20 protein-coding genes are annotated in these 23,489 nt (G+C 73.3%); 9 read left to right on the top strand and 11 right to left on the bottom strand.

The features are described 5' to 3' along the window. Positions 1–96 precede the first annotated feature (96 nt). Genes ABZ386_RS18050 through ureA form a run of 4 tightly spaced genes read right to left on the bottom strand, consistent with a single transcriptional unit; the run spans position 97 to position 4,204 of the window. Positions 97–696 carry a TetR/AcrR family transcriptional regulator gene (locus ABZ386_RS18050; protein ID WP_356614691.1) on the bottom strand — a complete coding sequence of 200 codons (600 nt, stop codon included), beginning with the start codon at positions 694–696 and terminating at the stop codon, positions 97–99. Positions 697–704: 8 nt separating this feature from the next. Then, positions 705–1,781 carry an agmatine deiminase family protein gene (locus ABZ386_RS18045; RefSeq protein ID WP_358965068.1) on the bottom strand — a complete coding sequence of 359 codons (1,077 nt, stop codon included), beginning with the start codon at positions 1,779–1,781 and terminating at the stop codon, positions 705–707. 9 nt (positions 1,782–1,790) lie between these two features. Continuing rightward, positions 1,791–3,503 carry an urease subunit alpha gene (locus ABZ386_RS18040; protein ID WP_351341104.1) on the bottom strand — a complete coding sequence of 571 codons (1,713 nt, stop codon included), beginning with the start codon at positions 3,501–3,503 and terminating at the stop codon, positions 1,791–1,793. Then, positions 3,500–4,204, bottom strand: coding sequence for an urease subunit gamma (ureA, locus tag ABZ386_RS18035; protein ID WP_358965067.1), 705 nt, complete (start codon positions 4,202–4,204; stop codon positions 3,500–3,502). The genes ABZ386_RS18040 and ureA overlap by 4 nt, the downstream gene beginning before the upstream one ends. A 115-nt stretch (positions 4,205–4,319) precedes the next feature. Here ureA and ABZ386_RS18030 point away from each other — a divergent pair, with 115 nt between their 5' ends. Further along, positions 4,320–5,771 (top strand): cytosine permease, encoded by a 1,452-nt coding sequence (locus ABZ386_RS18030; RefSeq protein ID WP_358965066.1) that lies wholly within the window; start codon positions 4,320–4,322, stop codon positions 5,769–5,771. Between the two features lie 41 nt (positions 5,772–5,812). Here the strand turns inward: ABZ386_RS18030 and ABZ386_RS18025 are convergent, their stop codons facing one another. Further along, on the bottom strand, positions 5,813–6,901 hold the full coding sequence (locus ABZ386_RS18025) for a branched-chain amino acid aminotransferase (protein WP_351341095.1): 1,089 nt from the start codon (positions 6,899–6,901) through the stop codon (positions 5,813–5,815). Between the two features lie 240 nt (positions 6,902–7,141). After that, positions 7,142–8,185, bottom strand: coding sequence for a 3-isopropylmalate dehydrogenase (locus ABZ386_RS18020; protein WP_351341092.1), 1,044 nt, complete (start codon positions 8,183–8,185; stop codon positions 7,142–7,144). 143 nt (positions 8,186–8,328) lie between these two features. Between ABZ386_RS18020 and ABZ386_RS18015 the strand changes: the two genes are divergently transcribed. Then, the gene (locus ABZ386_RS18015) at positions 8,329–9,906 is read left to right on the top strand and encodes a metallophosphoesterase family protein (RefSeq protein ID WP_358965065.1); all 1,578 of its coding nucleotides are present in this window, start codon (positions 8,329–8,331) and stop codon (positions 9,904–9,906) included. Positions 9,907–9,977: 71 nt separating this feature from the next. On the opposite strand, the gene ABZ386_RS18010 is transcribed toward ABZ386_RS18015, so the two are convergent. Continuing rightward, positions 9,978–10,109, bottom strand: a complete 132-nt coding sequence (locus ABZ386_RS18010; RefSeq protein WP_010048656.1) for a hypothetical protein — start codon at positions 10,107–10,109, stop codon at positions 9,978–9,980. Positions 10,110–10,392: 283 nt separating this feature from the next. Continuing rightward, positions 10,393–10,935 (bottom strand): GNAT family N-acetyltransferase, encoded by a 543-nt coding sequence (locus ABZ386_RS18005; protein WP_356614683.1) that lies wholly within the window; start codon positions 10,933–10,935, stop codon positions 10,393–10,395. Between the two features lie 84 nt (positions 10,936–11,019). Between ABZ386_RS18005 and ABZ386_RS18000 the strand changes: the two genes are divergently transcribed. Next, positions 11,020–11,967, top strand: coding sequence for an NADP-dependent oxidoreductase (locus ABZ386_RS18000; RefSeq protein ID WP_355718122.1), 948 nt, complete (start codon positions 11,020–11,022; stop codon positions 11,965–11,967). Between the two features lie 58 nt (positions 11,968–12,025). Here ABZ386_RS18000 and pruA read toward each other — a convergent pair whose 3' ends face one another. Then, positions 12,026–13,657, bottom strand: a complete 1,632-nt coding sequence (pruA, locus tag ABZ386_RS17995; RefSeq protein WP_358965064.1) for an L-glutamate gamma-semialdehyde dehydrogenase — start codon at positions 13,655–13,657, stop codon at positions 12,026–12,028. Between the two features lie 53 nt (positions 13,658–13,710). Then, positions 13,711–14,637 carry a proline dehydrogenase family protein gene (locus ABZ386_RS17990; protein ID WP_356502089.1) on the bottom strand — a complete coding sequence of 309 codons (927 nt, stop codon included), beginning with the start codon at positions 14,635–14,637 and terminating at the stop codon, positions 13,711–13,713. A 190-nt stretch (positions 14,638–14,827) separates the two neighbouring features. Here ABZ386_RS17990 and ABZ386_RS17985 point away from each other — a divergent pair, with 190 nt between their 5' ends. From ABZ386_RS17985 to ABZ386_RS17960, 6 genes are all read left to right on the top strand, one after another. Further along, the gene (locus tag ABZ386_RS17985; RefSeq protein ID WP_358965063.1) at positions 14,828–16,507 is read left to right on the top strand and encodes a helix-turn-helix domain-containing protein; all 1,680 of its coding nucleotides are present in this window, start codon (positions 14,828–14,830) and stop codon (positions 16,505–16,507) included. Between the two features lie 102 nt (positions 16,508–16,609). Beyond that, a complete protein-coding gene (locus tag ABZ386_RS17980; protein ID WP_351341071.1) occupies positions 16,610–17,929 on the top strand; it encodes a vanadium-dependent haloperoxidase in 1,320 nt (439 codons plus the stop codon). A 107-nt stretch (positions 17,930–18,036) separates the two neighbouring features. Further along, positions 18,037–19,530, top strand: coding sequence for an ABC transporter substrate-binding protein (locus tag ABZ386_RS17975; protein ID WP_355726981.1), 1,494 nt, complete (start codon positions 18,037–18,039; stop codon positions 19,528–19,530). Next, positions 19,527–21,287, top strand: coding sequence for an ABC transporter permease subunit (locus ABZ386_RS17970; RefSeq protein WP_358965062.1), 1,761 nt, complete (start codon positions 19,527–19,529; stop codon positions 21,285–21,287). Before ABZ386_RS17975 ends, ABZ386_RS17970 begins: the two co-directional genes overlap by 4 nt. Then, a complete protein-coding gene (locus ABZ386_RS17965) occupies positions 21,277–22,245 on the top strand; it encodes an ABC transporter ATP-binding protein (protein WP_358965061.1) in 969 nt (322 codons plus the stop codon). The genes ABZ386_RS17970 and ABZ386_RS17965 overlap by 11 nt, the downstream gene beginning before the upstream one ends. Continuing rightward, positions 22,242–22,922: a dipeptide/oligopeptide/nickel ABC transporter ATP-binding protein gene (locus ABZ386_RS17960; protein ID WP_358965060.1), complete on the top strand. Its 681-nt coding sequence runs from the start codon at positions 22,242–22,244 to the stop codon at positions 22,920–22,922. Before ABZ386_RS17965 ends, ABZ386_RS17960 begins: the two co-directional genes overlap by 4 nt. On the opposite strand, the gene ABZ386_RS17955 is transcribed toward ABZ386_RS17960, so the two are convergent. Further along, on the bottom strand, positions 22,909–23,487 hold the full coding sequence (locus ABZ386_RS17955) for a TetR/AcrR family transcriptional regulator (protein WP_351341056.1): 579 nt from the start codon (positions 23,485–23,487) through the stop codon (positions 22,909–22,911). The two genes, ABZ386_RS17960 and ABZ386_RS17955, sit on opposite strands and share 14 nt — an antisense overlap. Positions 23,488–23,489 lie beyond the last annotated feature (2 nt).

Raw genomic sequence — 23,489 nt, 5'->3', positions numbered from 1 at the left:
TGCTCCCCCGGCCCCGCGCCGAGGGCTCCCCCGAAGCCAACAGCACCACGGACCACACGGTCAATCCGTCGTATTGAGTACAACCCGGGCGTACGTTCAGGCGTCCGCGAGGAGGCTGTCGGCGAGGAAGTCGCGCACGTGGGCGAGGACTTGGGCCCGGTCGGTGCCGCGCAGGCCGATCGCCACGTGGATGGAGAAGCCGTCCAGCAGCGCCCGCAGACGGGCCGCGAAGCGGTCCGGGTCCACGCGGCGGAACTCACCCCGCGAGATGCCCTCGGCCAGCAGGGCGACCAGATCGCGGTGCCAGGCGCCCTCGATGGCGGCCTGCCGGTCGCGGGCGTTCGTGTCGGCGTTCTGCGAGCGGTTCCAGACCTCCAGCCACAGCGTCCAGTGCGGGTCGCGGTGACCGTCCGGGACGTACAGGTCGACGTAGGCGTCGAGGCGTTCCCGGGCGGTCGCGGCCCGGGTCAGCAGCCGTCCGCGCTCGGCGCCGAGCCGGCCCTCGCTCCACTCCAGGGTCCGCAGCAGCAGTTCGTCCTTGGAGCCGAAGTAGTAGAGGAGGTGCCCGCTGCTCATCCCGACCTCGCGGCCGAGCGCCGCCATGGTGAGCTTCTCCAGTCCGCGCTCGGCGATCATCTCCATGGCGGCGGCGAGGACGTTCTCGCGGGGCGGGGCCTGCCTTCGCCCACCGGCCATGTGTGCTCCTAGGTCCTCGGTTGCTGCTGGGTGATGCAGTGGATGCCGCCACCGCCCGCGAAGATCGTACGGGCGTCCACCAGTGTCACGGTCCGCCCGGGGAACAGCCGGCGGAAGATGCCGGCCGCGATCTCGTCGCGCGGGTCGTCGAAGCCGCACAGGACGACGCCGCCGTTGCAGAGGTAGTGGTTGATGTAGGAGTAGTCGGCCCAGTGGCCGTCGGCCTCCAGGACGGTCGGGGCGGGGACCTCGACGACCTCCAGGCGGCGGCCGCGCGCGTCGGTCTGCGCCTTCAGCAGGCCGATGACCTCCTTGGTGATCTCGTGGTCGGGGTGCGCCGGGTCCGGCTGCGCGTGCGCCACGACGACGCCCGGGCGGGCGAAGGCCGCGACGATGTCGACGTGTCCGAGCGTGCCGAAGCCGTGGTGGGGGTACCCCCTGCTCGAGCGAAGCCGAGAGCTTGGGGGAGGATAGTCGCCGGTCAGGCCGCGGGGCAGCCAGATCGCCTTGCGGGTGCCGAGCTGGGCGTGGATCTCGGCCTCGACCTGCTCCCGGCTCCAGTCCGGGTTGCGCTCGGGGCCGAGCTGGACGGTCTCGGTCAGCAGGACCGTGCCCTCGCCGTCGACATGGATCGCCCCGCCCTCGTTGACGAGCCGGGAGGTGTACGTCCGTGCCCCGGCGAGGTCCGCCACATGCGCGGCGATCTTCGCGTCGTGCTCCCAGCGGGCCCACTCCTGGGCGCCCCAGCCGTTGAACGTCCAGTCCACGGCGGCCAGTCCGCCCTTGCCGTCGGTGAGGAAGGTCGGGCCGACGTCCCGCATCCAGGCGTCGTCGAGGTCCCGTTCGACGGTCTCGATCCCCGCGCCCAGCAGCGCACGCGCCTCGCCGGACTGCCCCGGGCCGCACACCACCGTCACCGGCTCGAAGCGGCGGACGGCCCGGGCGACCGCGGCCCAGGCGGCACGGGCGGCGGCCAGCTCGCCGGGGTCGTCGAAGGTCGGGTTCGGGCCCGGCCAGGCCATCCAGGTGCGCTCGTGCGGAGCCCATTCGGCGGGCATGCGGAAGCCGTCGGCGGCTGCGGACATCGGTGATCCTCAGAGGAAGTAGAGACGGTTGAGGGAGACGGAGTCGGCGGGTGCGGAGCGCAGCGGCTCGCCGTCGAGGGTGACCAGACCGGTGCGCTGGTCGACGTCGACGGCGCCGGTACGGGAGTTGCGGCGCAGGTCGGCCGGGCCGATGCCGCGTGTGCCGCGCACGGCGACCCGGCGGCGGCGGGTGGGCAGCAGGTCGTGGCCCTGGTCGAGGGCGGCCCGCGCGACGAACGCCACCGAGATCTCGGCCGGTGTCGCCCCGTGCGCGCCGAACTGCGGTCCGAGGACGAGGGGTTCGCAGGTGTCGGTGGCCGCGTTCGGGTCGCCGGTCACGCCGTAGGCGGGGAAGCCGGCCTTGAGCACCAGTTGCGGTTTGGCGCCGAAGTACTCAGGGCGCCACAGCACGATGTCGGCGAGCTTGCCCACCTCCAGCGACCCCACCTCGTGCGCCAGGCCGTGCGCGATGGCCGGGTTGATGGTCAGCTTGGCCATGTAGCGCAGGACGCGGTCGTTGTCGTGCTCGGCGTCGGGGGCGCCGAACTCGGTCTTCATCTTCCCGGCCATGGCGAGGGTCCGGCGGACGGTCTCGCCCGCGCGGCCCATGCCCTGCGCGTCCGAGGAGGTGATGCCGATGGCGCCCAGGTCGTGCAGGACGTCCTCGGCGCCCATGGTCCCGGCGCGGATCCGGTCGCGGGCCATGGCGGCGTCGCCGGGCAGGTCGGTCTTGAGGTCGTGGACGGAGACGATCATGCCGTAGTGCTCGGCGACGGCGTCCCGGCCGAAGGGCAGGGTGGGGTTGGTGGACGAGCCGATGACGTTCGGGACGCCCGCCATCTTCAGCACGTTGGGGACGTGGCCGCCGCCGCAGCCCTCGATGTGGAAGGCGTGGATGGTCCGGCCCTCCAGCACGCGCAGGGTGTCCTCCACGGAGAGGCACTCGTTCAATCCGTCGCTGTGCAGGGCGACTTGGACGTCGTGTTCCTCGGCGACGCGCAGGGCGGTGTCCAGGGCCCTGGTGTGGGCGCCCATGTCCTCGTGCACCTTGAACCCGGAGGCACCGCCCTCGGCGAGGGCCTCGACGAGGGGCGCCTCGTGCGAGGAGGAACCCCGGCCGAGGAAGCCGATGTTGACCGGCCAGGCGTCGAACGCGCCGAACGCGTGCCGCAGCGCCCAGGGCGAGTTGACGCCGACGCCCCACACGGGCCCGAACTCCTGCCCGATGAGCGTGGTCACGCCGGAGGCGAGCGAGGCCTCCATGACGCGCGGCGACAGCAGGTGGACGTGGGTGTCGACGGCCCCGGCGGTGGCGATGAGCCCCTCGCCGGAGACGATCGAGGTGCCCGTGCCGACGACGACGTCCACCCCGTCGAGGGTGTCGGGGTTCCCGGCCCGCCCGATGGCGTGGATCCGGCCCTCGCGGATGCCGATGGAGACCTTGCGGACGCCCTGCACGGCGTCGATCACGACGACGTTGCTGATGACGACGTCGCAGGTGTCCCGGACGGCGGCGGCTTTGAGGTGCAGTCCGTCGCGGGCGGTCTTGCCGAACCCGGCGAGGAACTCGTCGCCGTACCGCTGGGAGTCGGACTCGACGCGGACGGTCAGCCCGGAGTCGCCGAGGCGGATGCGGTCGCCGGCCCGGGGGCCGTGGGTGGCGGCGTACTCGTACGGGGTGAGGCGGCGGGCCTCGGCGGGGTGGCCTCCTGGGCGGCTCATCGCTCGACCTCCTGCTCGGGTGTGTCCGGTACGCCGAGGTAGCCGCAGGCGGCGGCGCGGCGCAGTGCCTCCTCGCGGGCGCCGGGGGCGTCCAGCGGCCCGTCGACCAGCCCGGCGAAGCCGATCGCGATCCGGTCGCCCCCGATCGGCACCACCCCGACCTCGGCGCTCTCCCCCGGCCCGAACCGCACGGAGGACCCGGCGGGCACGGCGAGCCGCATGCCGTAGGCCCGCTCGCGGGCGAAGTCGAGGCGCGGGTTGGCCTCGAAGAAGTGGAAGTGGGAGGTGACGGAGACCGGCACGGCGGCGGTGTTGGTGACCGTCAGCCGTACCTCCGGCTCCGGCTCGGTGTGCTCCGGCCCGGGCAGCAGCGCGCCGGGCGCGTCCGGGCCCGAGCCGCCGCCGAGGGGGGCGGTGACGACCGCGAGCCGCGAGCCGTCGTCGAAGACCGCCTCGACGTGCACCTCGGTGACGACGTCGGCCACCCCGGGCAGCACGTCGTCGGGCCCGAGGACGTACCGGGCGGCCTCGACGGCCTCCGCGAGCCGCTTCCCGTCCCGGGCGGCCTCGCACACCGTGTCGGCGATGAGCGCGGTCGCCTCGGGGACGTTCAGCCGCAGCCCCCTGGCCCTGCGGGCGCGGGCCAGCTCGGCCGCGCCGAACAGCAGCAGCCGGTCGCGTTCGGTCGGGGTCAGCCGCATGTCACTCCCTCCGTTTAGAGCACCACTCTAAACATGAATTCCCCTTGACCGAAAGGTTGACGGCGGACCATCGCACACATCACATTGAACGTCGCTCTAACCGAGGGAGACAAGCATGCCGATAGAACAACGCGGAGTCGACACCATCCCGGACGAGGAGCGCACCAGCGGGCCGCGCGACCTCGTCTCGATCCTGCTCGGCTCCAACCTGTGCCTGGGCGTGATCGTCTTCGGCTGGCTGCCGCCGTCCTTCGGCCTGGACTGGTGGTCGTCGGTCAGCGCGGTCGTGGCCGGCACGGTGGTGGGCGTGGTGTTCACGGCACCCCTCGCGCTGGTGTCACTGCGCACGGGCACCAACCTGTCGACGTCCTCCGGCGCCCAGTTCGGCGTCCGGGGCCGCCTGGTCGGCTCGGTGGTCGGCCTGCTCCTGGCCCTCGGCTACACCGCGCTGACCGTGTGGATCGGCGGGGACGTGATGGTGGGCGTGCTGGGCAGGCTCGCCGGACTCCCGCAGGGCGGCACGTCGTACGGGATCGTCTACGGGCTGCTCGCGGCGGCCACCGTCGCCGGCGCGGTGTACGGCTACCGGGTGCTGCTGGCGATGTCCCGGGTCCTCACCTTCGGCATGACGGCCCTGCTGGTGCTCGGGCTGGTCGCCTACGCCCCGCACTTCACCACCGCCGCGCTGCCGGAGACCGGCGGTTACCTGCTGGGCGGCTTCTGGCCGACCTGGCTGCTCGCGGCCGTGGCGGCCGGACTGTCCGGCCCGGTCGCCTTCATCACCCTGCTCGGCGACTACACCCGCTACATCTCCCCGGCCCGCCACTCCTCCCGCCGGGTGCTGCACGCGACCTGGCTGGGCCTGCTGCTGGGCCTGCTGGTGCCGCAGCTGTTCGGCACGTTCACCGCGTACGCGGCCGGGGCGGCCCTCGACTACGCGGGCCCGCTGGTCGCCGCGGCCCCCGCCTGGTACCTCCTCCCGCTGCTGCTGGCGGCCTCGGCGGGCTCGGTCGGCAACGCGGGTCTGATGCTGTACTCGATGGGCCTCGACCTGGACGCCATCCTGCCGCGCGCCTCACGGGCCCGGGCGACGTACGCGGTCGCGGTCGTGGCCACGGCCGCGGTCTTCGCCGGGCACTGGTTCTCGACCGCGCAGGACGCGATGACGTCCTTCGTCCTGCTCCTGACCGCGATCGGCACGCCGTGGGCGGTCATCACCCTGATCGGCTTCGCCCGCTGCGGCGGGGTGTACGACGCGGACGCCCTGCAGGTCTTCAACCGCCGCGCACGGGGCGGGGTCTACTGGTACCGCGCCGGCTGGCACGTCCCGGCGACCCTCTCCTGGGCAGCCGGAGCGACGGTGGGCGTCCTGGCGGTGTCCCTGCCGTCGTACGAGGGCCCGCTGCTGGCGCTGACCGGCGGGGTGGACGTGAGCTTCCTGCTGTCGGGCGTGGTGGGTGGGGTGGCTTATGTGCTGTCGACCCCGGGGGCCGGGTCGATGGAGCCCGGGGTCGAGGAGGCGACCAGCACTTCTTGTCCGACCGCGTCGGGCGGCGGGCGGGCATAGGCCGGGGGCCGGGGGCGGAGCCCCCGGTGGCCCGGGCGGACTCAGCCCAGCTGGTGCATCCAGCCGTGCGTGTCCTCGGCCGTACCCCGCTGGATGTCCAGCAGCGCCTGGCGCAGCCGCAGCGTGACCTCGCCCGGCTCTCCCCCGCTCTGCTTCCACTCCGCCCCGGCCCGCTTCACCGTCCCGACCGGTGTGATCACCGCGGCCGTACCGCAGGCGAACACCTCGGTGAGCGTCCCGTTCTCCGAGTCCCGCTGCCACTGCTCGACCGAGATCTTGCCCTCCTCGGCCTCGTAGCCGAGGTCACGCGCGACGGTGAGCAGGGAGTCACGCGTGACGCCCTCCAGGATCGAGCCGGTGAGGGACGGCGTGACGATCTTGTCGCCGTAGACGAAGTACAGGTTCATGCCGCCGAGCTCCTCGACCCAGGTGTGCTCCACGGCGTCGAGGTAGCAGACCTGGTCGCAGCCCTTCGTCGCGGCCTCGGCCTGCGCGAGCAGGGACGCCGCGTAGTTGCCGCCGGTCTTCGCGTCGCCCATGCCGCCGGGGACGGCGCGGACGCGGTCCTCGGAGACCCAGATGGAGACGGGCTTGACGCCGCCCGGGAAGTACGCGCCGGCCGGCGAGGCGATCACCAGGAACAGGTACTCGTTGGCCGGCTTCACGCCCAGCCCGACCTCGGTCGCGATCATGAACGGGCGCAGGTAGAGGGACTCCTCGCCGCCGTGCGCCGGCACCCACGCCTTGTCCTGCCTGACCAGCGCGTCGCACGCCTCGATGAACGTCTCGACCGGCAGCTCCGGCATCGCCAGCCGCCGCGCGGACCGCTGGAAGCGCTCGGCGTTCTTCTCCGGCCGGAACGTGGCGACCGAGCCGTCGGGGCGGCGGTAGGCCTTCAGGCCCTCGAAGATCTCCTGCGCGTAGTGCAGGACCGTCGTCGCGGGGTCGAGGGAGATCGGCGCGTACGGCACGAGCTGACCGTCGTGCCAGCCGCGGCCCTCCGTCCACTTGATCGTCACCATGTGATCGGTGAAGTGGCGGCCGAACCCGGGGTTGGCCAGGATCGCCTCGCGCTCTGCGGCGGAGAGCGGGTTGGCGGACGGCTTGAGCTCGATCGTGGGCGTCGTCATGGGTTGATGTCCTTCACCGGTTGTAGTGACGGGCCGCGCTCGGTACTGCGCTGATGGTGACCAGTGCTAGGACGTCCGAGCATTCCCTCGTTCCGCGGCCTCGCGTTCGATTATCGCCCGGGGGCGGCGGCGGAAGGAACGGGGTGAATGCGGCCCGGTGGTCGATGGTGGCACCCGGCGGGAACATGCGGAAGCCGCCGGGTGCGGATGCGACCCGGCGGCTTGGTGGAGCGCGGCGGGTCAGCCGGCTACGCGTACGGCGAGCGCGTCGCCGATCTCCGAGGTGGAGCGGGCGGGCTTGCCGGTGCGCTCCGACAGGTCGGCGGCGACCGCCTCGTCGATGCGGGCGGCCTCGGCCTCGTAGCCGAGGTGGCGCAGGAGCAGGGCGACGGACAGCACGGTGGCGGTCGGGTCGGCCTTGCCCTGGCCGGCGATGTCCGGGGCCGAGCCGTGCACGGGCTCGAACATGGACGGGAACTCTCCGGACGGGTTGATGTTGCCGGAGGCCGCCACGCCGATGCCGCCGGAGACGGCCGCGGCGAGGTCGGTGACGATGTCGCCGAAGAGGTTGTCGGTGACGATGACGTCGAAGCGCTCGGGCTGGGTGACCAGGTAGATGGTCGCCGCGTCGACGTGCATGTACTCGGTGGTGACCTCGGGGAACTCCTCGGCCACCTTGTTGAAGATGTTCGTCCACAGGTGACCCGCGAAGGTCAGCACGTTGTTCTTGTGGATCAGCGCCAGCTTCTTGCGCGGGCGGGCCTGGGCCCGGGCGAAGGCGTCCCGGACCACGCGCTCGACACCGAAGGCCGTGTTCACGGAGACCTCGGTGGCGACCTCGTGCTCGGTGCCCTTGCGGATGGTGCCGCCGTTGCCGGTGTACGGGCCCTCGGTGCCCTCGCGGACCACGACGAAGTCGATGGCCGGCTCGCCCTTGAGGGGCGTGTCCACACCCGGCAGGAGCTTCGACGGGCGCAGGTTGACGTGGTGGTCGAAGGCGAAGCGGAGCTTGAGCAGGAAGCCGCGCTCCAGGACGCCGGACGGCACGGAGGGGTCGCCGATCGCGCCGAGCAGGATGGCGTCGTGCTGCTTCAGGGCGTCGAGGTCGGCGTCGGTGAGGGTCTCACCGGTGGCGTGGTAGCGCCGGGCGCCGAAGTCGTACTCCTTGGTCTCCAGCTTCACATCCTGCGGAAGGACGGCGGAGAGGACCTTGAGACCTTCGGCCACGACCTCCTGGCCGATGCCGTCACCCGGGATCACTGCGAGATTGATGCTGCGAGACATGCGGGCACCCTACTCCTCGTCCCATGGGATGACACGGGGTGTCCGTGATACGGACACCCGCCCGGGTGAGCGCACGCGGCCGTCGACCGCCGTTCACCCGTACGTGGTGCGGTTGTTGGCCTCCGCTGGGAAGTTCACTGGACATGGAGATCCCCCACTTCGGCATTCCGCCCGAGCTCGCCCGCCGGATGAGCATGGCCGAGCAGCACGAGTACCTGCGCACCCGGCTGTCGCGGCGGCGCACGCTGGTGACCGCGGGCGCGGTGGCGAGCGGCCTGCTGACCGGCTGCGGCTCGGGCTCGGGCTCGGGGCAGGGCGGCGCCACGGCGACCCGGAGCCCGTCGCCGAGCACGTCGAAGGCCCCCGGCTCCTTCATCACGCCGTTCGGCCGCCATCTCGCCTTCGGCGCCGATCCGAAGACGCAGCTGCGGATCTCCTGGCAGGTGCCGCTCGCGGTGCGCAAGCCCTACGTCCGGGTCGGCCTGCGCCCCGACGACCTCGGCCGCAGGATCGAGGCGGAGCTGCGCGATCTGCACACCCCGGAGCTGAAGGGCGTGCGGGCGGCGGTCGACCAGTACTACCTGCACGCGGCGCTGGACGGCCTGCGCCCCGGCACGACGTACTACTACGGCGTCGGCCACGAGGGCTTCGACCCGGCCTCCCCGGAGCACCGGTCGACCATCACGTCCTTCCGCACGGCACCCGCGAGTCCGCCCGAGCGGTTCGTGTTCACCGCGTTCGGCGACCAGGGCGTGGGTGAGGAGGCGGCCCTCAACGACCGTACGCTGCTGCGCCGGAAGCCCGCCTTCCATCTCCACGCGGGGGACATCTGCTACGCCGACCCGATCGGCAAGGGCAAGGAGTCGGACGTCTTCGACGCGAGCCAGTGGGACCGGTTCCTCAAGCAGACCGAGCCGGTGGCCAGGTCGGTGCCGTGGATGGTGACGACCGGCAACCACGACATGGAGGCCTGGTACTCGCCGGACGGCTACGGCGGTCAACTCGCCCGGTTCTCCCTGCCGGACAGCGGCTTCGACGCGCGCACGGCACCGGGCGTGTACGCCTTCACGTACGGCAACGTCGGCGTGGTGGCGCTGGACGCGAACGACGTGTCGTACGAGATCCCCGCCAACTACGGCTACACGGAGGGCCGTCAGACGAAGTGGCTGGACAGGAAGCTCGAAGAGCTGAGGTCCGCCGAGGACGTCGACTTCATCGTCGTCTTCTTCCACCACTGCGCGTACTCGACGTCGACGCACGCCTCCGACGGCGGGGTGCGCGCCGAGTGGCTGCCGCTGTTCGCCCGGCACCAGGTGGACCTGGTGATCAACGGGCACAACCACGTCTACGAGCGGACCGACGCCATCCGCAACGGCGAGGTGGGCAGGCCGGTACCGGTCGGCGGGACGACGGACCCGCGACGGGACGGGATCGTCTACGTCACCGCGGGCGGCGGCGGCAAGGAGTTGTACGGATTCCCGGACGGCGTGAAGGAGAGCTACGAGGGGAACACCGCCGACCGGGAGTCGGTCGCCACGTTCCGGTGGGCCAAGTCCCGGGACACCAGGGCGGAGTCGGTCGAGTGGTCGCGGGTGCGCTACCGCGGTTTCTCGTTCCTCTCGGTGGAGGCGGTGAGCGGCGCCGCGCCGCGGCTGGAGGTGTCGGCGCTGGCGTCGAGCGGTGAGCGGATCGACCATTTCGAGGTGCGGCGCGGGGCGTGAGGCCCCGCACCGCGCCTCGATCGGGTGCGGCTCCCGGTCCTGATGCGGCCCTGATGCGGTCCTGGCGCGGCTCAGTGGCCGGTGGACCCGCCGTTGTCCCTGCGGTCGAGGGCGCGCTGGAGCGCGGCGGCGGCGTTCTTGCGGTCGGACTCGCTCGTACGGGAGACGTGACGGACTCGGCGGCGGACGGTCGTCTCGGCCATGGGAAATCGACTCCTTCGATACAGCACGGAGTGCGGAAAAAGGGGTTACGAGACTCCCCCACTGCCTAATGGGCGTGGGCGGTGCCCCCAGATGGGGCGGGGAGCGGTGCCGCAGGGGTTGCCTGCACGGGGCCCGGCTCACGACCGCCATTCGCTTGGTCGAGCGAGACGTTCGGCTCCTACAAAGCTAAGGGAGTCCGGAGCGTCTGTCTCCACAATTACTCGGACTTCCTACTATCTGAGACGGTGGACTGGGTCACACCCCTCTGACCTGCGGTGATTCCTAGAGCACCTCGCCGTCCCGCCAGTCGAAGAGCAGTTCGCGCGCCGGATCGAGAGGGCCGGCGAGGGCGGCGCGGACGTAGGTGCTGCCCTCCTCCTCCGGCAGGCGCACGATGCCGTCCTCAGGGCTGAGGGCGTGCACCTCGCCCGGCCACAGCCGCCAGCCGCGGGCGGTGTAGAGGCGGGCGCCGTCGTCGCTGGCGGAGAGCGCGCCGAGGTCGTAGGCGCGGTCGACGACGCGTTCCAGCTCGGCCATGACCCGCCCGCCGAGGCCGGTGCGGCGGACGTCGGCGCGTACGGCGACGTTCTCGACGTACCCGGTGCGCAGCCACCGGCCGCGGTGCCGCACCCGGCGCATCACGACGGCCCCGTGGGCGGCGAGCCCGGCGGCGTCGTAGGCGAGGGCGTGCAGGCCGCCGAGGCCGTGGTCCCAGTCGTCGTCGCCGAAGTCGCCGTCGAAGGCGGCGTCCAGCAGGGCCCGTACGGCGTCGAGTTCGGCGGGGGCGAGGTCGGCGGTGTGGGCGGTGCGCAGGCGGATGGTCATCGGCCCAGTATGCGAACGGGCCGGGTGGCTCTCGACCCGATATACGAGCACGATGGAAGGGTCCGGCTCCGGAAGGGAGACCCGATGACGACGGCAGAGCCGCGCGCACAGGTGATCACCCAGCACCGCTTCGGCGGCCCGGACGTCCTGGAGATCGAGGAGCGGCCACGGCCCGAGCCCGGCCCCGGCGAGGTGCTGCTCCGGGTGCACGCGGCCGGGGTCAACCCGGCGGACCGGCTGGCCCGTTCCGGGGCCGCCCCGCTGTTCGGGGAGCCGCCGTTCACGCTCGGGCAGGACGTGTCGGGGGAGATCGAGGAGGTGGGGGCCGGGGTCACCCGCTTCCGGCCCGGGGACGAGGTGTTCGGCCGGATCGACGGCGGCGGCCACGCCACCCACGTGACCGCGCCGGCCGGTCACTTCGCCGCGAAACCCGCCGGTCTCGACCACGCGCACGCGGCCGCCGCCCCGACGGCCGCGCTCACCGCCTGGCACGCCCTGATCGACATCGCCCGGGTCGGCCCGGGCAGCCGTGTGCTGGTCCGGGCGGCGGCCGGCGGGGCCGGGCACGTGGCGGTGCAGCTGGCCAAGGCGGAGGGCGCCCACGTCGTGGGCGTGGCACGCGCCGAGGACCACGACTTCCTGCGCGACCTGGGCGCCGACGAACTCGTCGACGACACGGCCGGCGACTTCACGGAGTCCGTCCACGACATCGACGCCGCCCTCGACCTGGTCGGCGGCGACCACGCCCTGCCCACCCTCGACACCCTGCGCCCGAACGGCATCCTGCTCTGCGCGGTCCCCGAGGACCTGGGCCTCGCCCCCGAGGACGCGGAGGCCCGGGGCCTGCGCTTCGCCCTCGTGCGCACCGACCCGTCGGGCGACCTGTTGGAGAGGACCGCCCCGCTCCTGGCCGACCGCCGCGTCCGCGTCCACGTGACGACGACCCTGCCGCTGACGGAGGCCGCCAAGGCCCACGAACTGGGCGAGGAAGGCCAGGCCCGGGGCGGGATCGTGCTGGTGCCGCACCCCTGAGCCCGGCTACGCCGACGGGCCGGGTCCCGTGACCCGGCCCGTCGGTGCGCTCAAGGGCTCAGCCCATGTGCGGGTACGTGTAGTCGGTCGGCGGGACCAGCGTCTCCTTGATGGCGCGGGTCAGGGTCCAGCGCATCAGGTTCTGCGGGGCGCCGGCCTTGTCGTTGGTGCCGGAGGCCCGGCCGCCGCCGAAGGGCTGCTGGCCGACGACGGCGCCGGTCGACTTGTCGTTGATGTAGAAGTTGCCGGCCGCGTAGCGCAGCTTGTCCGCCGTGTACGCCGCCGCCGCGCGGTCGTTGGCGATGACCGAGCCGGTCAGGGCGTAGTCGGAGACGGACTCCATCTGCGTCAGCATCGCGTCGTACTGGTCGTCCTCGTAGACGTGCACGGCGACGATCGGGCCGAAGTACTCGGTGCGGAAGACCTCGTTCTCCGGGTCCGTGCACTCGATGACGGTCGGGCGGACGAAGTACCCCTCGGAGTCGTCGTAGGTGCCGCCCGCGACGATCGTGCAGGAGGGGTCCTCCTTGGCGCGGTCGATGGCGGCCTTGTTCTTGGCGAAGGCCCGCTCGTCGATGACGGCGCCGATGAAGTTCGACAGGTCGGTGACGTCACCCATCTTGATGCCGTCGACCTCGGCGGCGAACTCCTCCTTGAAGCCGGAGTTCCAGATCGAGGCGGGGATGTACGCCCGGGAGGTGGCGCTGCACTTCTGGCCCTGGTACTCGAAGGCACCCCGGGTCAGGGCGGTCTTCAGGATCGCCGGGTCGGCCGAGGGGTGGGCGACGAGGAAGTCCTTGCCGCCGGTCTCGCCGACCAGGCGCGGGTAGGTGCGGTACTTCTCGATGTTGTTGCCGACCGTCTTCCACAGGTACTGGAAGGTCCTGGTCGAGCCGGTGAAGTGGATGCCGGCGAGGTCGCGGTGCTCCAGGGCGACCTTGGAGACCTCGATGCCGTCACCGGTGACGAGGTTGATGACCCCCTTGGGCAGGCCGGCTTCCTCCAGCAGCCGCATCAGCAGCACGGCGGCGTGGGTCTGCGTCGGGGACGGCTTCCAGACGACGACGTTGCCCATCAGGGCCGGGGCCGTCGGCAGGTTGCCCGCGATCGCCGTGAAGTTGAAGGGCGTGATCGCGTAGACGAAGCCCTCCAGCGGGCGGTGGTCCAGCCGGTTCCACACGCCCGGGGCGTTCGCCGGGGGCTGTTCGGCGAGCAGCTTGCGGGCGTAGGAGACGTTGAACCGCCAGAAGTCGATCAGCTCGCAGGGCGTGTCGATCTCGGCCTGCTGGGCGGTCTTGGACTGGCCGAGCATGGTGGAGGCGGCGAGCGTCTCGCGCCAGGGGCCGGACAGCAGCTCGGCGGCGCGCAGGATGATCGCCGCGCGGTCGTCGAAGGACATCGCGCGCCAGGCCGGGGCGGCGGCGAGGGCCGCGTCGATGGCGTCCTGGGCGTCCGCTTGCGTGGCGTTGCGGTACGTGCCGAGCACGGCCCGGTGGTTGTGCGGCTGGACGACCTGGAAGGCCTCGCCGCCGCCCATGCGCTGCTCGCCGCCGATGGTGCAGGGCAGGTCGATCGGGTTGTCGGCCAGCTCCTTCAGCTTGGCCTCCAGCCGGGCCCGCTCGGGCGAGCCGGGGGCGTAGCCGTGCACCGGCTCGTTGACGGGGGTGGGGACCTGGGTCACAGCGTCCATGTTTTCCGTAACTCCTTACTGAGCGGTGTGTCGGTCTCAGCCCTGGAGGGCTGTCAGCCCTTGGTGATCATGCTGCGGGCGAAGAAGCGCAGGTTCGCCGGCTTCTCCGCAAGTCGGCGCATGAAGTAGCCGTACCAGTCGGTGCCGTACGCGGTGTAGACGCGCATCCGGTGGCCCTCGGCGGCCAGCCGCAGGTGCTCCTCGGTGCGGATGCCGTAGAGCATCTGGAACTCGTAGTCGCCGGGCTTTCGTCCGGCGCGGTGGGCGAGTTCCTGGGCGATGGCGATCAGGCGCGGGTCGTGGGATCCGATCATCGGGTACCCCTCCCCCTCCATCAACGTCCGGAGGATACGAACGTATGCCCGATCGATCTCGTGTTTGTCCTGGTACGCGACCGAGGCGGGCTCCTTGTACGCGCCCTTGACCAGGCGGACCCGGCTGCCGCTCGCGGAGAGGCGGCGGGCGTCGGCCTCGGTGCGGAAGAGGTACGCCTGGATGACGCAGCCGGTCTGCGGGAAGTCCTTCCGCAGCTCCTCGTGGATGGCGAACATCGAGTCCAGGGTGGTGTGGTCCTCCGCGTCCAGGGTGACCGTGGTGCCGATCTCGGCCGCGGCCTCGACGACCGGGCGGACGTTCTTCAGCGCCAGTTCGTGGCCGTCCTCCAGCGCCTGCCCGAACATCGACAGCTTCACCGACATCTCGGCGCGGGTGCCGAGCTCCAGCGGCTTGAGGCGGTCGACCAGCTCCAGGTAGGCGTCGCGGGCGGCGGCGGCCTGCGCGGGGTGGGTGATGTCCTCGCCGACGACGTCCATCGTCAGCTCCAGGCCCCGGTCGGCGAGGTCCCGGACGACCGGGACGATGTCGTCGACGTCCTCGCCCGGGATGAAGCGGTCGACGACCTGCTTGGTCACCGGGGCGGCCGAGATCAGGCGTCGCATCCGGTCGCTGCGTGACGCGGCGAGAATCACGGGACCCAGCACGGGGCACCTCCAGAGCACAAGCAACGTGAGGCCGGACCCCGCGCGGACGACGCGTCGGGTACGGCACGGAGAACCACCGTGAAACCTAAGGATCCCTCCGATCGTCGGCCATCGACAGCTGTCACGCATCCGTGCCGCAGATCTCAGACAGATGTATGAAGGGGTCCTTGGAGTGCGGGACAATGCCCGGATGACGTCGGAACACAGGGGCGACTACGAGGAGCTGGTCGACGAGATCTCGGAGCTGCTCGGCGCGCCCGCCACGCTGGAGAACCGGGACTTCGAGCTGATCGCCTTCGGCGCGTACGACAGCGAGGGCGACCTCGATCCGTCGGCCCTGGACCCGGTGCGCACCCGCTCGATCCTCACCCGCCGCTCGACGGCGGCCGTGCGGGCCTGGTTCGAGGGCTTCGGCATCACGCGGGCGACCGGCCCGGTCCGTATCCCGCCGACCCCGGAGGCCGGCGTCTACCGGGGACGGATCTGCCTCCCCGTCCGCCACCGGGGCGTGGTCCACGGCTACGTCTGGCTCCTCGACGACGATCCCGGGCCGAGCGAGCGGCAGCTGTCCGCCGCGATGCGGGTCACGGCCCGGATCGGCGCCCTGCTCGCGGACGAGGCCCAGCACGGCGCCGACCTCAGCCGCGAGCTGCGGGCGGTGCTCACCGCCGAGCGCGGCTGGCAGAGCGACATGGCCATCGCCGAGTTCCGCACGGCCCTCGGCCCGCGCGCCGACGGCCCGCACACCGTGGTGTGCGTCGCGCCCTGGCCGTCGGCCGACCCCGACGACGCCCCGTCGGTCCGCGGCATGCCGGGCGCGACCGCCCTGTGCACTCTGCCGTGGGGGGCGACGGCCCAGTGCGTGGCCGTGCTGATCCGGCTGCGCTCCCCGGACGTCCTGACCCCGGCGACGACGGCGGCCGGCCGCCTGCTGGAGCGGGCGCGCGGGGGCACGGGGCAAGGCGAGCCCTCGACCCCGGGCGGAGCCGCCGCGGGCAGCGCCACCGGTTCCGGCGGAGCTTCGGCGGGTGGCACCACCACTTCGGGCAGAGCCCCGGCGGATGGTGCCACCGCTTCGGGCAGGGCCCCGGCGGGTGGCACCACCACCTCGGGCAGAGCCCCGGCAGGTGGCACCACCACCTCGGGCAGAGCCCCCGCAGGTAGCCCCACCACCTCGGGCAGAGCCCCCGCAGGTAGCCCCACCACCTCGGGCACAGCCCCCGCAGGTAGCCCCACCACCTCGGGCACAGCCCCCGCAGGTAGCCCCACCACCTCGGGCACAGCCCCCGCAGGTAGCCCCACCACATCGGGCACAGCCCCCGCAGGTAGCCCCACCACCTCGGGCAGAGCCCCCGCAGGTAGCCCCACCACTCCCGGCAGAACCCCCACCCCCGGCGGCTCCTCGGCGGCCGGCGCCACCAGCGCAGGCGGAGCCTCCGCCGGTATCGCCACCCCCCGCTCCGGCCTCGCAGAGCTCGGTGTCTCCTGGTGGGAGGCGTCGGCGGCGGCGCGGGCGGCGCTGGCCGAGCCGAGGCTGGGGCCGGTGGCGCAATGGGCGTCGATCGGGCCGTTCCGCCTGCTCACCGCGCTGCCCCCGGAGGTCGCCCGCGACCCCGTCGCCCGGACCCTGCTCGCCCCGGTCCACCGGGAACTCGCCCGCACCGCCGAGGTCTACCTCGACTGCGCCGGCCAGGCCGCCCGGGCCGCCGCCGAGCTGGGCATCCACCGCCAGACCCTCTACTACCGCCTCTCCCGCATCGAGAAGCTCACGGGGCTGGACCTGGACGACGGCGAGGACCGGCTGCTGCTGCACATGACGCTGAAAGGAGCCCGCCTCACCCCGGGTGACGCCATGGGGCCGTCCGGGTGAGTCCCGTCCCCCGAACGGGCGGTGTTCGGGACGGACCCGTACCCTCCGGCGCCGCGCGTGGTCACGGTTCTCCCGGTGTGCCATCGGCTGGGAGGAGTGCACGTGCGGAATCGACGCGCCTGGTCCGCGACGCGGACGGTGGTGGCGGGCCTGGCCTGCGGGGTGCTCGCGCTCGCCCTGCCGGGCGCCCACGCGAGCACCGGCCCAGGCCCCACAGAGCGCGCGGCGCCCGGGGACGAGCTCACCGGCCGGGGCGACCGGAACGCCTCGGTCGTCATCGAGTGGATGCGCACGGCCGATGACACCATCGACGCCGAGGCCCGCACGGGCCCACCCGAGTCGTTCATCTGGCAGGCGTACGTCTCCGCCGCCGTCTACAACGCCGTCGTCGGCGTCGAGGGCCGCTTCGCCCCGTACAAGTGGGACGGGCGGGCGCACCGCCCGGCCTCGTCGGCGGCTGCCGCCGCCTCGGCGGCGCACCACGTGCTGCGCCACCACTTCCCCGGCGCCGCACCCCGGCTGGACGCCGCCCTGGCCGACACCCTCGCGACCGTCCCCGACGGCGAGGCCGAGGAGGAGGGCGTCGCGTTCGGGAAGCGCGCCGCCGCCCACATCGTCGCACTCCGCCGGGACGACGGCCGCGGCGCGTCCGTGCCCTTCCCCGCGCCCCCGAGCCCCGGCGTGTGGCGGCCCACCCCGCCCGGACACCAGCCCTTCGCCAGTGCCTGGATGGGCAGGGTCCGGCCGCTGCTGCTGGACTCCCCCGGCCAGTTCCGCCCCGGCCCGCCGCCTCCGCTCCGCTCGGCCCGGTACGCCAGAGACCTCCACGAACTGGCGGCCTATGGAGGCCGCACCGGCTCGCACCGCACCCCCGAACAGACGGACACCGCCCGGTACTTCGTCGCCCTGGACCTGCAAGGCGCCCTCGGCGACCACGCGGCCCGGCACGGCTTCGGCATCGCCGAGACGGCGCGGCTGTACGCGGCGGCCAACACGGCCCAGGCGGACGCCGTCATCGCCGCCTGGGACGCCAAGCTCCACTACGGCACCTGGCGGCCCGTCACCGCCATCCGGGAAGCGGACACCGACGGCAACCCGGCGACCCGGCCGGACCGGCACTGGGAACCGCTGCTCAACACCCCGGCCCACCCCGACTACCTCAGCGGCCACGCCACCATGGGCGGCGCGCTGATGCGCATGCTGACCGGGATCCTCGGCACCTCCCGCGTCGACCTGCGCATCCGCTCGGTCACCACCGGCGCGACCCGCCACTACCACTACGCCGACGCGTACGAACGGGACGTCGTCGACGCCCGGGTCTGGGGCGGCATCCACACCCGGACGGCCGACGAGGCGGGCGCCGCCACCGGCCGGCAGCTCGCGGCCTGGGCGCTGCGGAAGTACTTCCGGCCGCTCTCCTGAGAGCAACGCCTTCAAGACACTATTCTGAAAACGATTGTCATCATGCTACGGTCGTGGCGCGTTCAACCATTGACCCTGTCTTGACCGTGCCTTGACCGAGGTGTTCCGTGCGCGTCCCCGTCCGTCTCGTCCCCCTCACCGCCGTGGTCGCGGCCTCCGCCCTGCTCACCGGCTGCTTCAGCGGCGCCGGGCAGGCCACGGACGACTCCGGCCCCGGCGGCAAACGCATACGCGTCGCCATGCTCCAGCCGCCCCGCTCCGGCCTCTCCCCGCTCTCCGACGACGCGTTCAAACTGTCGCGCTGGTCGACCGCCGAGACCCTGGTCAGGCTGGACGCCGAGGGCGAGGCACAGCCCGCGCTCGCCACCGGCTGGAAGCAGTCCGGGAAGACCTGGACCTTCACCCTCCGCGACGGCGTCACCTTCCACGACGGCACGAAGCTCACCGCCGAGGCCGTGGTCACCTCCCTCACCAAGGCCGCCACCGCCTCCCCCAAGCCCCGCATCCTCGACGGCGTGGACCTCACCGCGAAGGCCGACGGCGACCGAGTCACCGTCACCACCGCCACCGAGGACCCCCTGGTCCCGCAGCGCCTGAGCTCCCCGCAGCTGTCGATCCTGGCGGCCCGGGCGTACCGGGGGAAGACGGTCGACCCGATCGGCGCCGGCACCGGCCCGTTCGAGCTGACGAAGGTGAACGGCACCTCCTCCGCCACCCTCGACCGCTACGACGGCTACTGGGGCGAGAAGGCCAAGGCCCCCGGCATCGACGTGAAGTACGTGCCCGACGGCACCGCCCGCGCGGCGGCGCTGCGCAGCGGCGAGGCCGACATCGTCGAGGCGATCCCGGTCTCCCAGGCCGCCGTCCTCGACCAGGACCTCATCACCGAGGTGCCGATGCCGCGCACCAACACCCTGTACCTCAACACCGGGAAGGGCGCCTTCAAGGACCCCGCGGTGCGGGCGGCGGCCCGCGAGGCCGTCGACGCCAAGGCCATCGTGGACGGCGTCTACGAGGGCCGCGCCGACGTCGCCGAGGGCCTGCTCGGACCCGCGCTCCCCTGGGCGGCCGACCTGCGCACCCCGGTGAGGCACGCCGAGGCCGGCAAGCCGAACGGCCGGACCATCACCCTCGGCACGTACACCGACCGCTCGGAGATGCCCGAGGTCGCCGCCGCGCTGCAACAGCAGCTCCAGAAGGCCGGTTTCAAGGTGAAGCTGGACGTGCGCGAGTACGCGAACATCGAGTCCGACGCGCTCGCGGGCCGCTTCGACGCGTTCGTCCTCTCCCGCGCCACCGTCCTCGACTCCGGCGACCCGGCCGCGTACCTGTACAGCGACTTCGCGTCCGACGGCACCTTCAACCTCTCGGACTTCGCGGACCCGGAGGTCGACAAGGCCCTGCGGAAGGCCGCCGACACGCCGGTCGGGGACGCCCGCCGCAAGGCGATCGTCGCGGCCGAGGCCGCCGTGCTCGCCCAGGACGCGGCCGTCCCCATGCTCCACGAGCGCGTGATCCAGGGCGACGCGAAGGGGGTCGTGGGCGCCGCGCACGACCCGCGCGAGCGGGAACTCGTCACCGCCGACACCTACGTCAAGTGAAGTTCGCGGCGAAAGGGGCGGCCGGGCTGACCCGGGGCGTCGGACTCGTCGCCGTCCTGGCCGTCGTGGGGCTCCTGCCCTGGCTCTCCCGGCGGGACCCGGCGCTGACCGTACTGCGCGCCCGGTCGGCCGAGCAGGAGGCGACCGAGGAGGCGCTGTCGGCGATCCGCGCGGACCTCGGGCTGGACGCAGGTCCGCTGTCCCTGCTGGGCCGGTGGGCCGCCGGCCTGCTGCGCGGCGACTTCGGCACCTCCTGGGTGTCGGGCCATGAGGTCCTGCCGTCCGTGCTCGCCGGGCTCCAGGTGTCCCTGGGGCTGATGGGCGCGGCGCTCGCCGTGGCGGTGCTGCTGGCCGCCGCGCTGGTGGCGCCGGTGCTGGTGCGCGGGCGCGGCTCGGCCGGGGCGTTCGCCGCCATGCTGGCCGCCGTGCCCGAGTTCCTGCTGGCCACCGTCGCCCTGCTGGTGTTCGGGGTCTGGCTCGGCTGGCTGCCGACGTCCGGCTGGCAGAGCGCCGAGTATCTGGTGCTGCCCGCGCTCGCCCTCGGCGTCCCCGCGGGCGGGCTGCTCGGGCGGCTGGTCGCGGACGCGCTGCCCGCCGTGCTCGAGGAGCGGTGGGTGGAGCTGTGGCGGGGCGCCGGAGTGAGCCGGGCGCGGATCGCGGGGGCGGCGCTGCGGCGCGTCCTGCCGCCGCTGGTCCCGCAGTTCGGGATGGTCGCCGTCGGCCTGACCGGCGGGGCGGTGGCCGTGGAGACGGTGTTCGCGGTGCCGGGCATCGGCCGTACGGCCCTCGGCGCGGCCAGGTCGCAGGACCTGCCGCTGCTCCAGGGCGCGGTGCTCGCGCTGCTGCTGCTCGGCCTGGTCGCGGGCGCGCTCGCGGCGGGCGTACGGCGCCGGCTGCTCGGGCCCGCGCTGCGCGACGCCGGGCTGACGCTGCCGCCGGCCCGTCCGGTCCGCGCGCATCCGGCGGTACCGGTGGCGCTCGCCGCCGTCCTGCTGATCACCATCGGCTGGGGGCTGCTGCGCGACCCCTACACCGTGGACACCACCGTCCGGCTCGCCCCGCCCTCCTGGGCGCACCCGCTGGGCACCGACGGACTCGGCCGTGACGTGCTGGCCCGGCTCGGCCACGGCGCCGCCTCGACGGTCGGCACGGCGACGGCCGTCGGCCTGCTGGGCCTGCTGATCGCGCTGCTGCTGGGCTTCCTGCCGGGGATCGCGGCGGGCGCGGCGGACATCGCCAACGCGCTGCCGCCGGTGATCGTCGGGATCCTGGTCGCGGCGGCCGTCGGGCCCGGCACCGGCGGAGCGGCCCTCGCGGTCGCGCTGATCTCCTGGCCGGCCCTGTCCGCGCACGCGGCGGCGCTGGTGCAGGAGGTGCGGGCGTCGGCGTTCCTCACCGCCCAGCGCGCCATCGGCGCGAGCCCGTTCTGGATCCTCACCCGGCACGTCCTGCCGTCCGTGGCCGGCCCGGTCGCCCGGCACGCCCTGCTGCGCCTGCCGGGCATCGCCCTGGCCCTGGCCTCGCTGGGCTTCCTCGGCCTGGGCGCCCAGCCGCCCGCCCCCGAGTGGGGCCTGCTGCTGGAGGAGTCCCGGGCGTATGTGGAGCGCGCCCCGTGGGCGGCCCTCGCCCCGGCGGTCGCGCTGGCCCTGCTGGCCGGTCTCGCCGTGTCGGGCGCGGCGCTCACGCAGGGCCGCGGACCGCGGCGGGCCACCCGGGGCCCGGCCCCCGCCAGGAAGGAGGCCCCCGTTGGAGCCTGATGCACTGCTCTCCGTCAGCGATCTCCGTATCGCCTTCGACGGCGTGGAGGCCGTGCGCGGCCTGTCCTTCGACGTCCGCCCGCGCGAAGTGCTGGCGATCGTCGGCGAGTCGGGAGCGGGCAAGTCCCTCACGGCCCGCGCGCTTCTCGGCATGCTGCCGCGCGGCGCGACCCTGAGCGGCACGGTCAGCCCGGACCTCTCGGCCCACCGCGGCCGGCGCATCTCGCTGGTCCCGCAGGACGCCCTGTCCGCCCTGTCCCCCGTGCATCCGGTGGGCGACCAACTCGCCGCCGCCGTCCGGTCGGTGGCCGGGGTGTCCCGCAAGGAGGCCCGGGCCCGGGCGGTCGCGGCCCTGGACCGGGTCGGCATCCCGGACGCGGCGCGCCGGGCCCGCGCCTACCCGCACGAGTACTCCGGCGGCATGCGGCAGCGCGCGGTGATCGCCATGGCGACGATCAACGAACCGGAGATCGTGGTCGCCGACGAGCCCACCACCGCGCTCGACGAGGAGCGCCGCGAGCAGGTGCTGCGGCTGCTCGCCGAGCAGCGTGCGGCGGTCGGCGCCGCGCTCGTCCTGGTCACGCACGACATGGACGTCGTCCAGGGCCACGCGGACCGTGTGCTGGTCATGTACGCGGGCCGCCTCACCGAGCTCGGCCCGGCGGACGAGGTGCTGGCCCGCCCCCGCGCCCCCTACACCGCCGGTCTGCTGGCCTCCCTCCCGCAGCACGCGCCCGAGGGCCGTCGCCTCCCCGCCCTGCGCGGCACCCCGCCCGCCCCGGGCGCGCTCCCGCCGGGCTGCGCCTTCGCCCCGCGCTGCCCGCTCGCGGCCGAGGCCTGCCACACGGCGGAACCCGAGCCCCGGCCGGCCGCCGGCCGTCTGGTCGCCTGCCACCGCTGGGAGGAACTCCCCCACCCGGCGACCGAGTTGTTCCTCGAGGAGTGGCAGCCCGCATGAGTGATCCCCTGCTCGCCGTCCGCGACCTGGTCGTCCGCTACGGCCGGGTCACCGCCGTGGACGGCGTCTCCTTCTCCCTGGCCGCCGGCGAGACCCTCGCGCTGAACGGCCCGTCCGGCTGCGGCAAGTCCACCACGGCCCTCGCGGTGCTCCAGCTGCGCCGCCCGGACAGCGGCGAAGTCCGTTTCGAAGGGCGGGAGTTGACGACGCTGACGGAACCCGAGCTGCGTCCGCTGCGGCCCCGTATGCAGCCCGTCTTCCAGGACCCGTACGGCTCGCTCAGCCCGCGCCACCGCATCCGGGACGCGATCGCCGAGCCCCTGAAGGTCCAGGGCCGCTGGGACCCGGAGAAGGGCCCGGCCCGCGTCGCCGCGCTCCTCGACCGCGTCGGCCTCGACCCCGCCTACGGCGACCGGCGGCCGCACGAGCTGTCCGGCGGCCAGTGCCAGCGCGCCGGCATCGCCCGCGCCCTGGCCTCCGACCCTCGCCTGCTGGTCCTGGACGAGCCGGTGTCGTCCCTCGACCCGTCGGTGCGCGCGGGCGTGCTGAACCTGCTCGCCGACCTCCAGGACGACCTGGGCCTCGGCTACCTGTTCATCTGCCACGACCGGGCGGTCGTCCGGCATGTCGCGGACCGGGTGATCGAGATGCGGGAGGGGCGCCTCAGCGCTCCTTGACGCCCTCGATCACCCGACGGAGCCCCGCCGCCAGCTGATCGGCCTCGGGAGCGGTCTTCGGGTCGAAGGTCCACTGCGCCATGAGGCCCATCATCAGGGTCAGGTAGAAGTAGCCGAGGGTGTCCACCCGCTCCTCGGGGACGTCCTCCTCTCGCCCGCCGTGGAAGAGCGTGACGATGCCCCGCGCTCCCTCCCGCTGGGCCCGCGCCAAGTGCTCCCGCACCTCCGGCAGCTGATCGCCCATGGCCACGATCTCCATGCTGAGCCGCCACAGCGACCCGGGCTCGCGCATGGTGCCGATGATGTTCGTCCACACCTCGGCGAACCGCTCCAGCGAGCCCGGCTCCCCGCGCAGCTCGCCGCCGCCCTCGAAGGCCTCGGACATCCCCTCCACCATCTCGATGTACGCCTGCGCGAGCAGCGCGTCCTTCGAGCCGTAGTGGTAGCCGATCGACGCCAGGTTGGTCCCCGACTCCCGGACGATGTCGCGCGCGGTCGTGCGCAGGAAGCCCTTCGCCAGCAGGCAGCGCTTGGCGCCCTCCAGCAGATCCTCACGGTGTCCCATGC

The sequence above is a fragment of the Streptomyces sp. NPDC006140 genome (genome assembly GCF_040628815.1).
In the GTDB taxonomy this organism is placed as follows: Bacteria; Actinomycetota; Actinomycetes; order Streptomycetales; family Streptomycetaceae; genus Streptomyces.
Note: the sequence above shows the minus strand (reverse complement) of the source record. Positions and strands in the feature narration are given on the sequence as shown.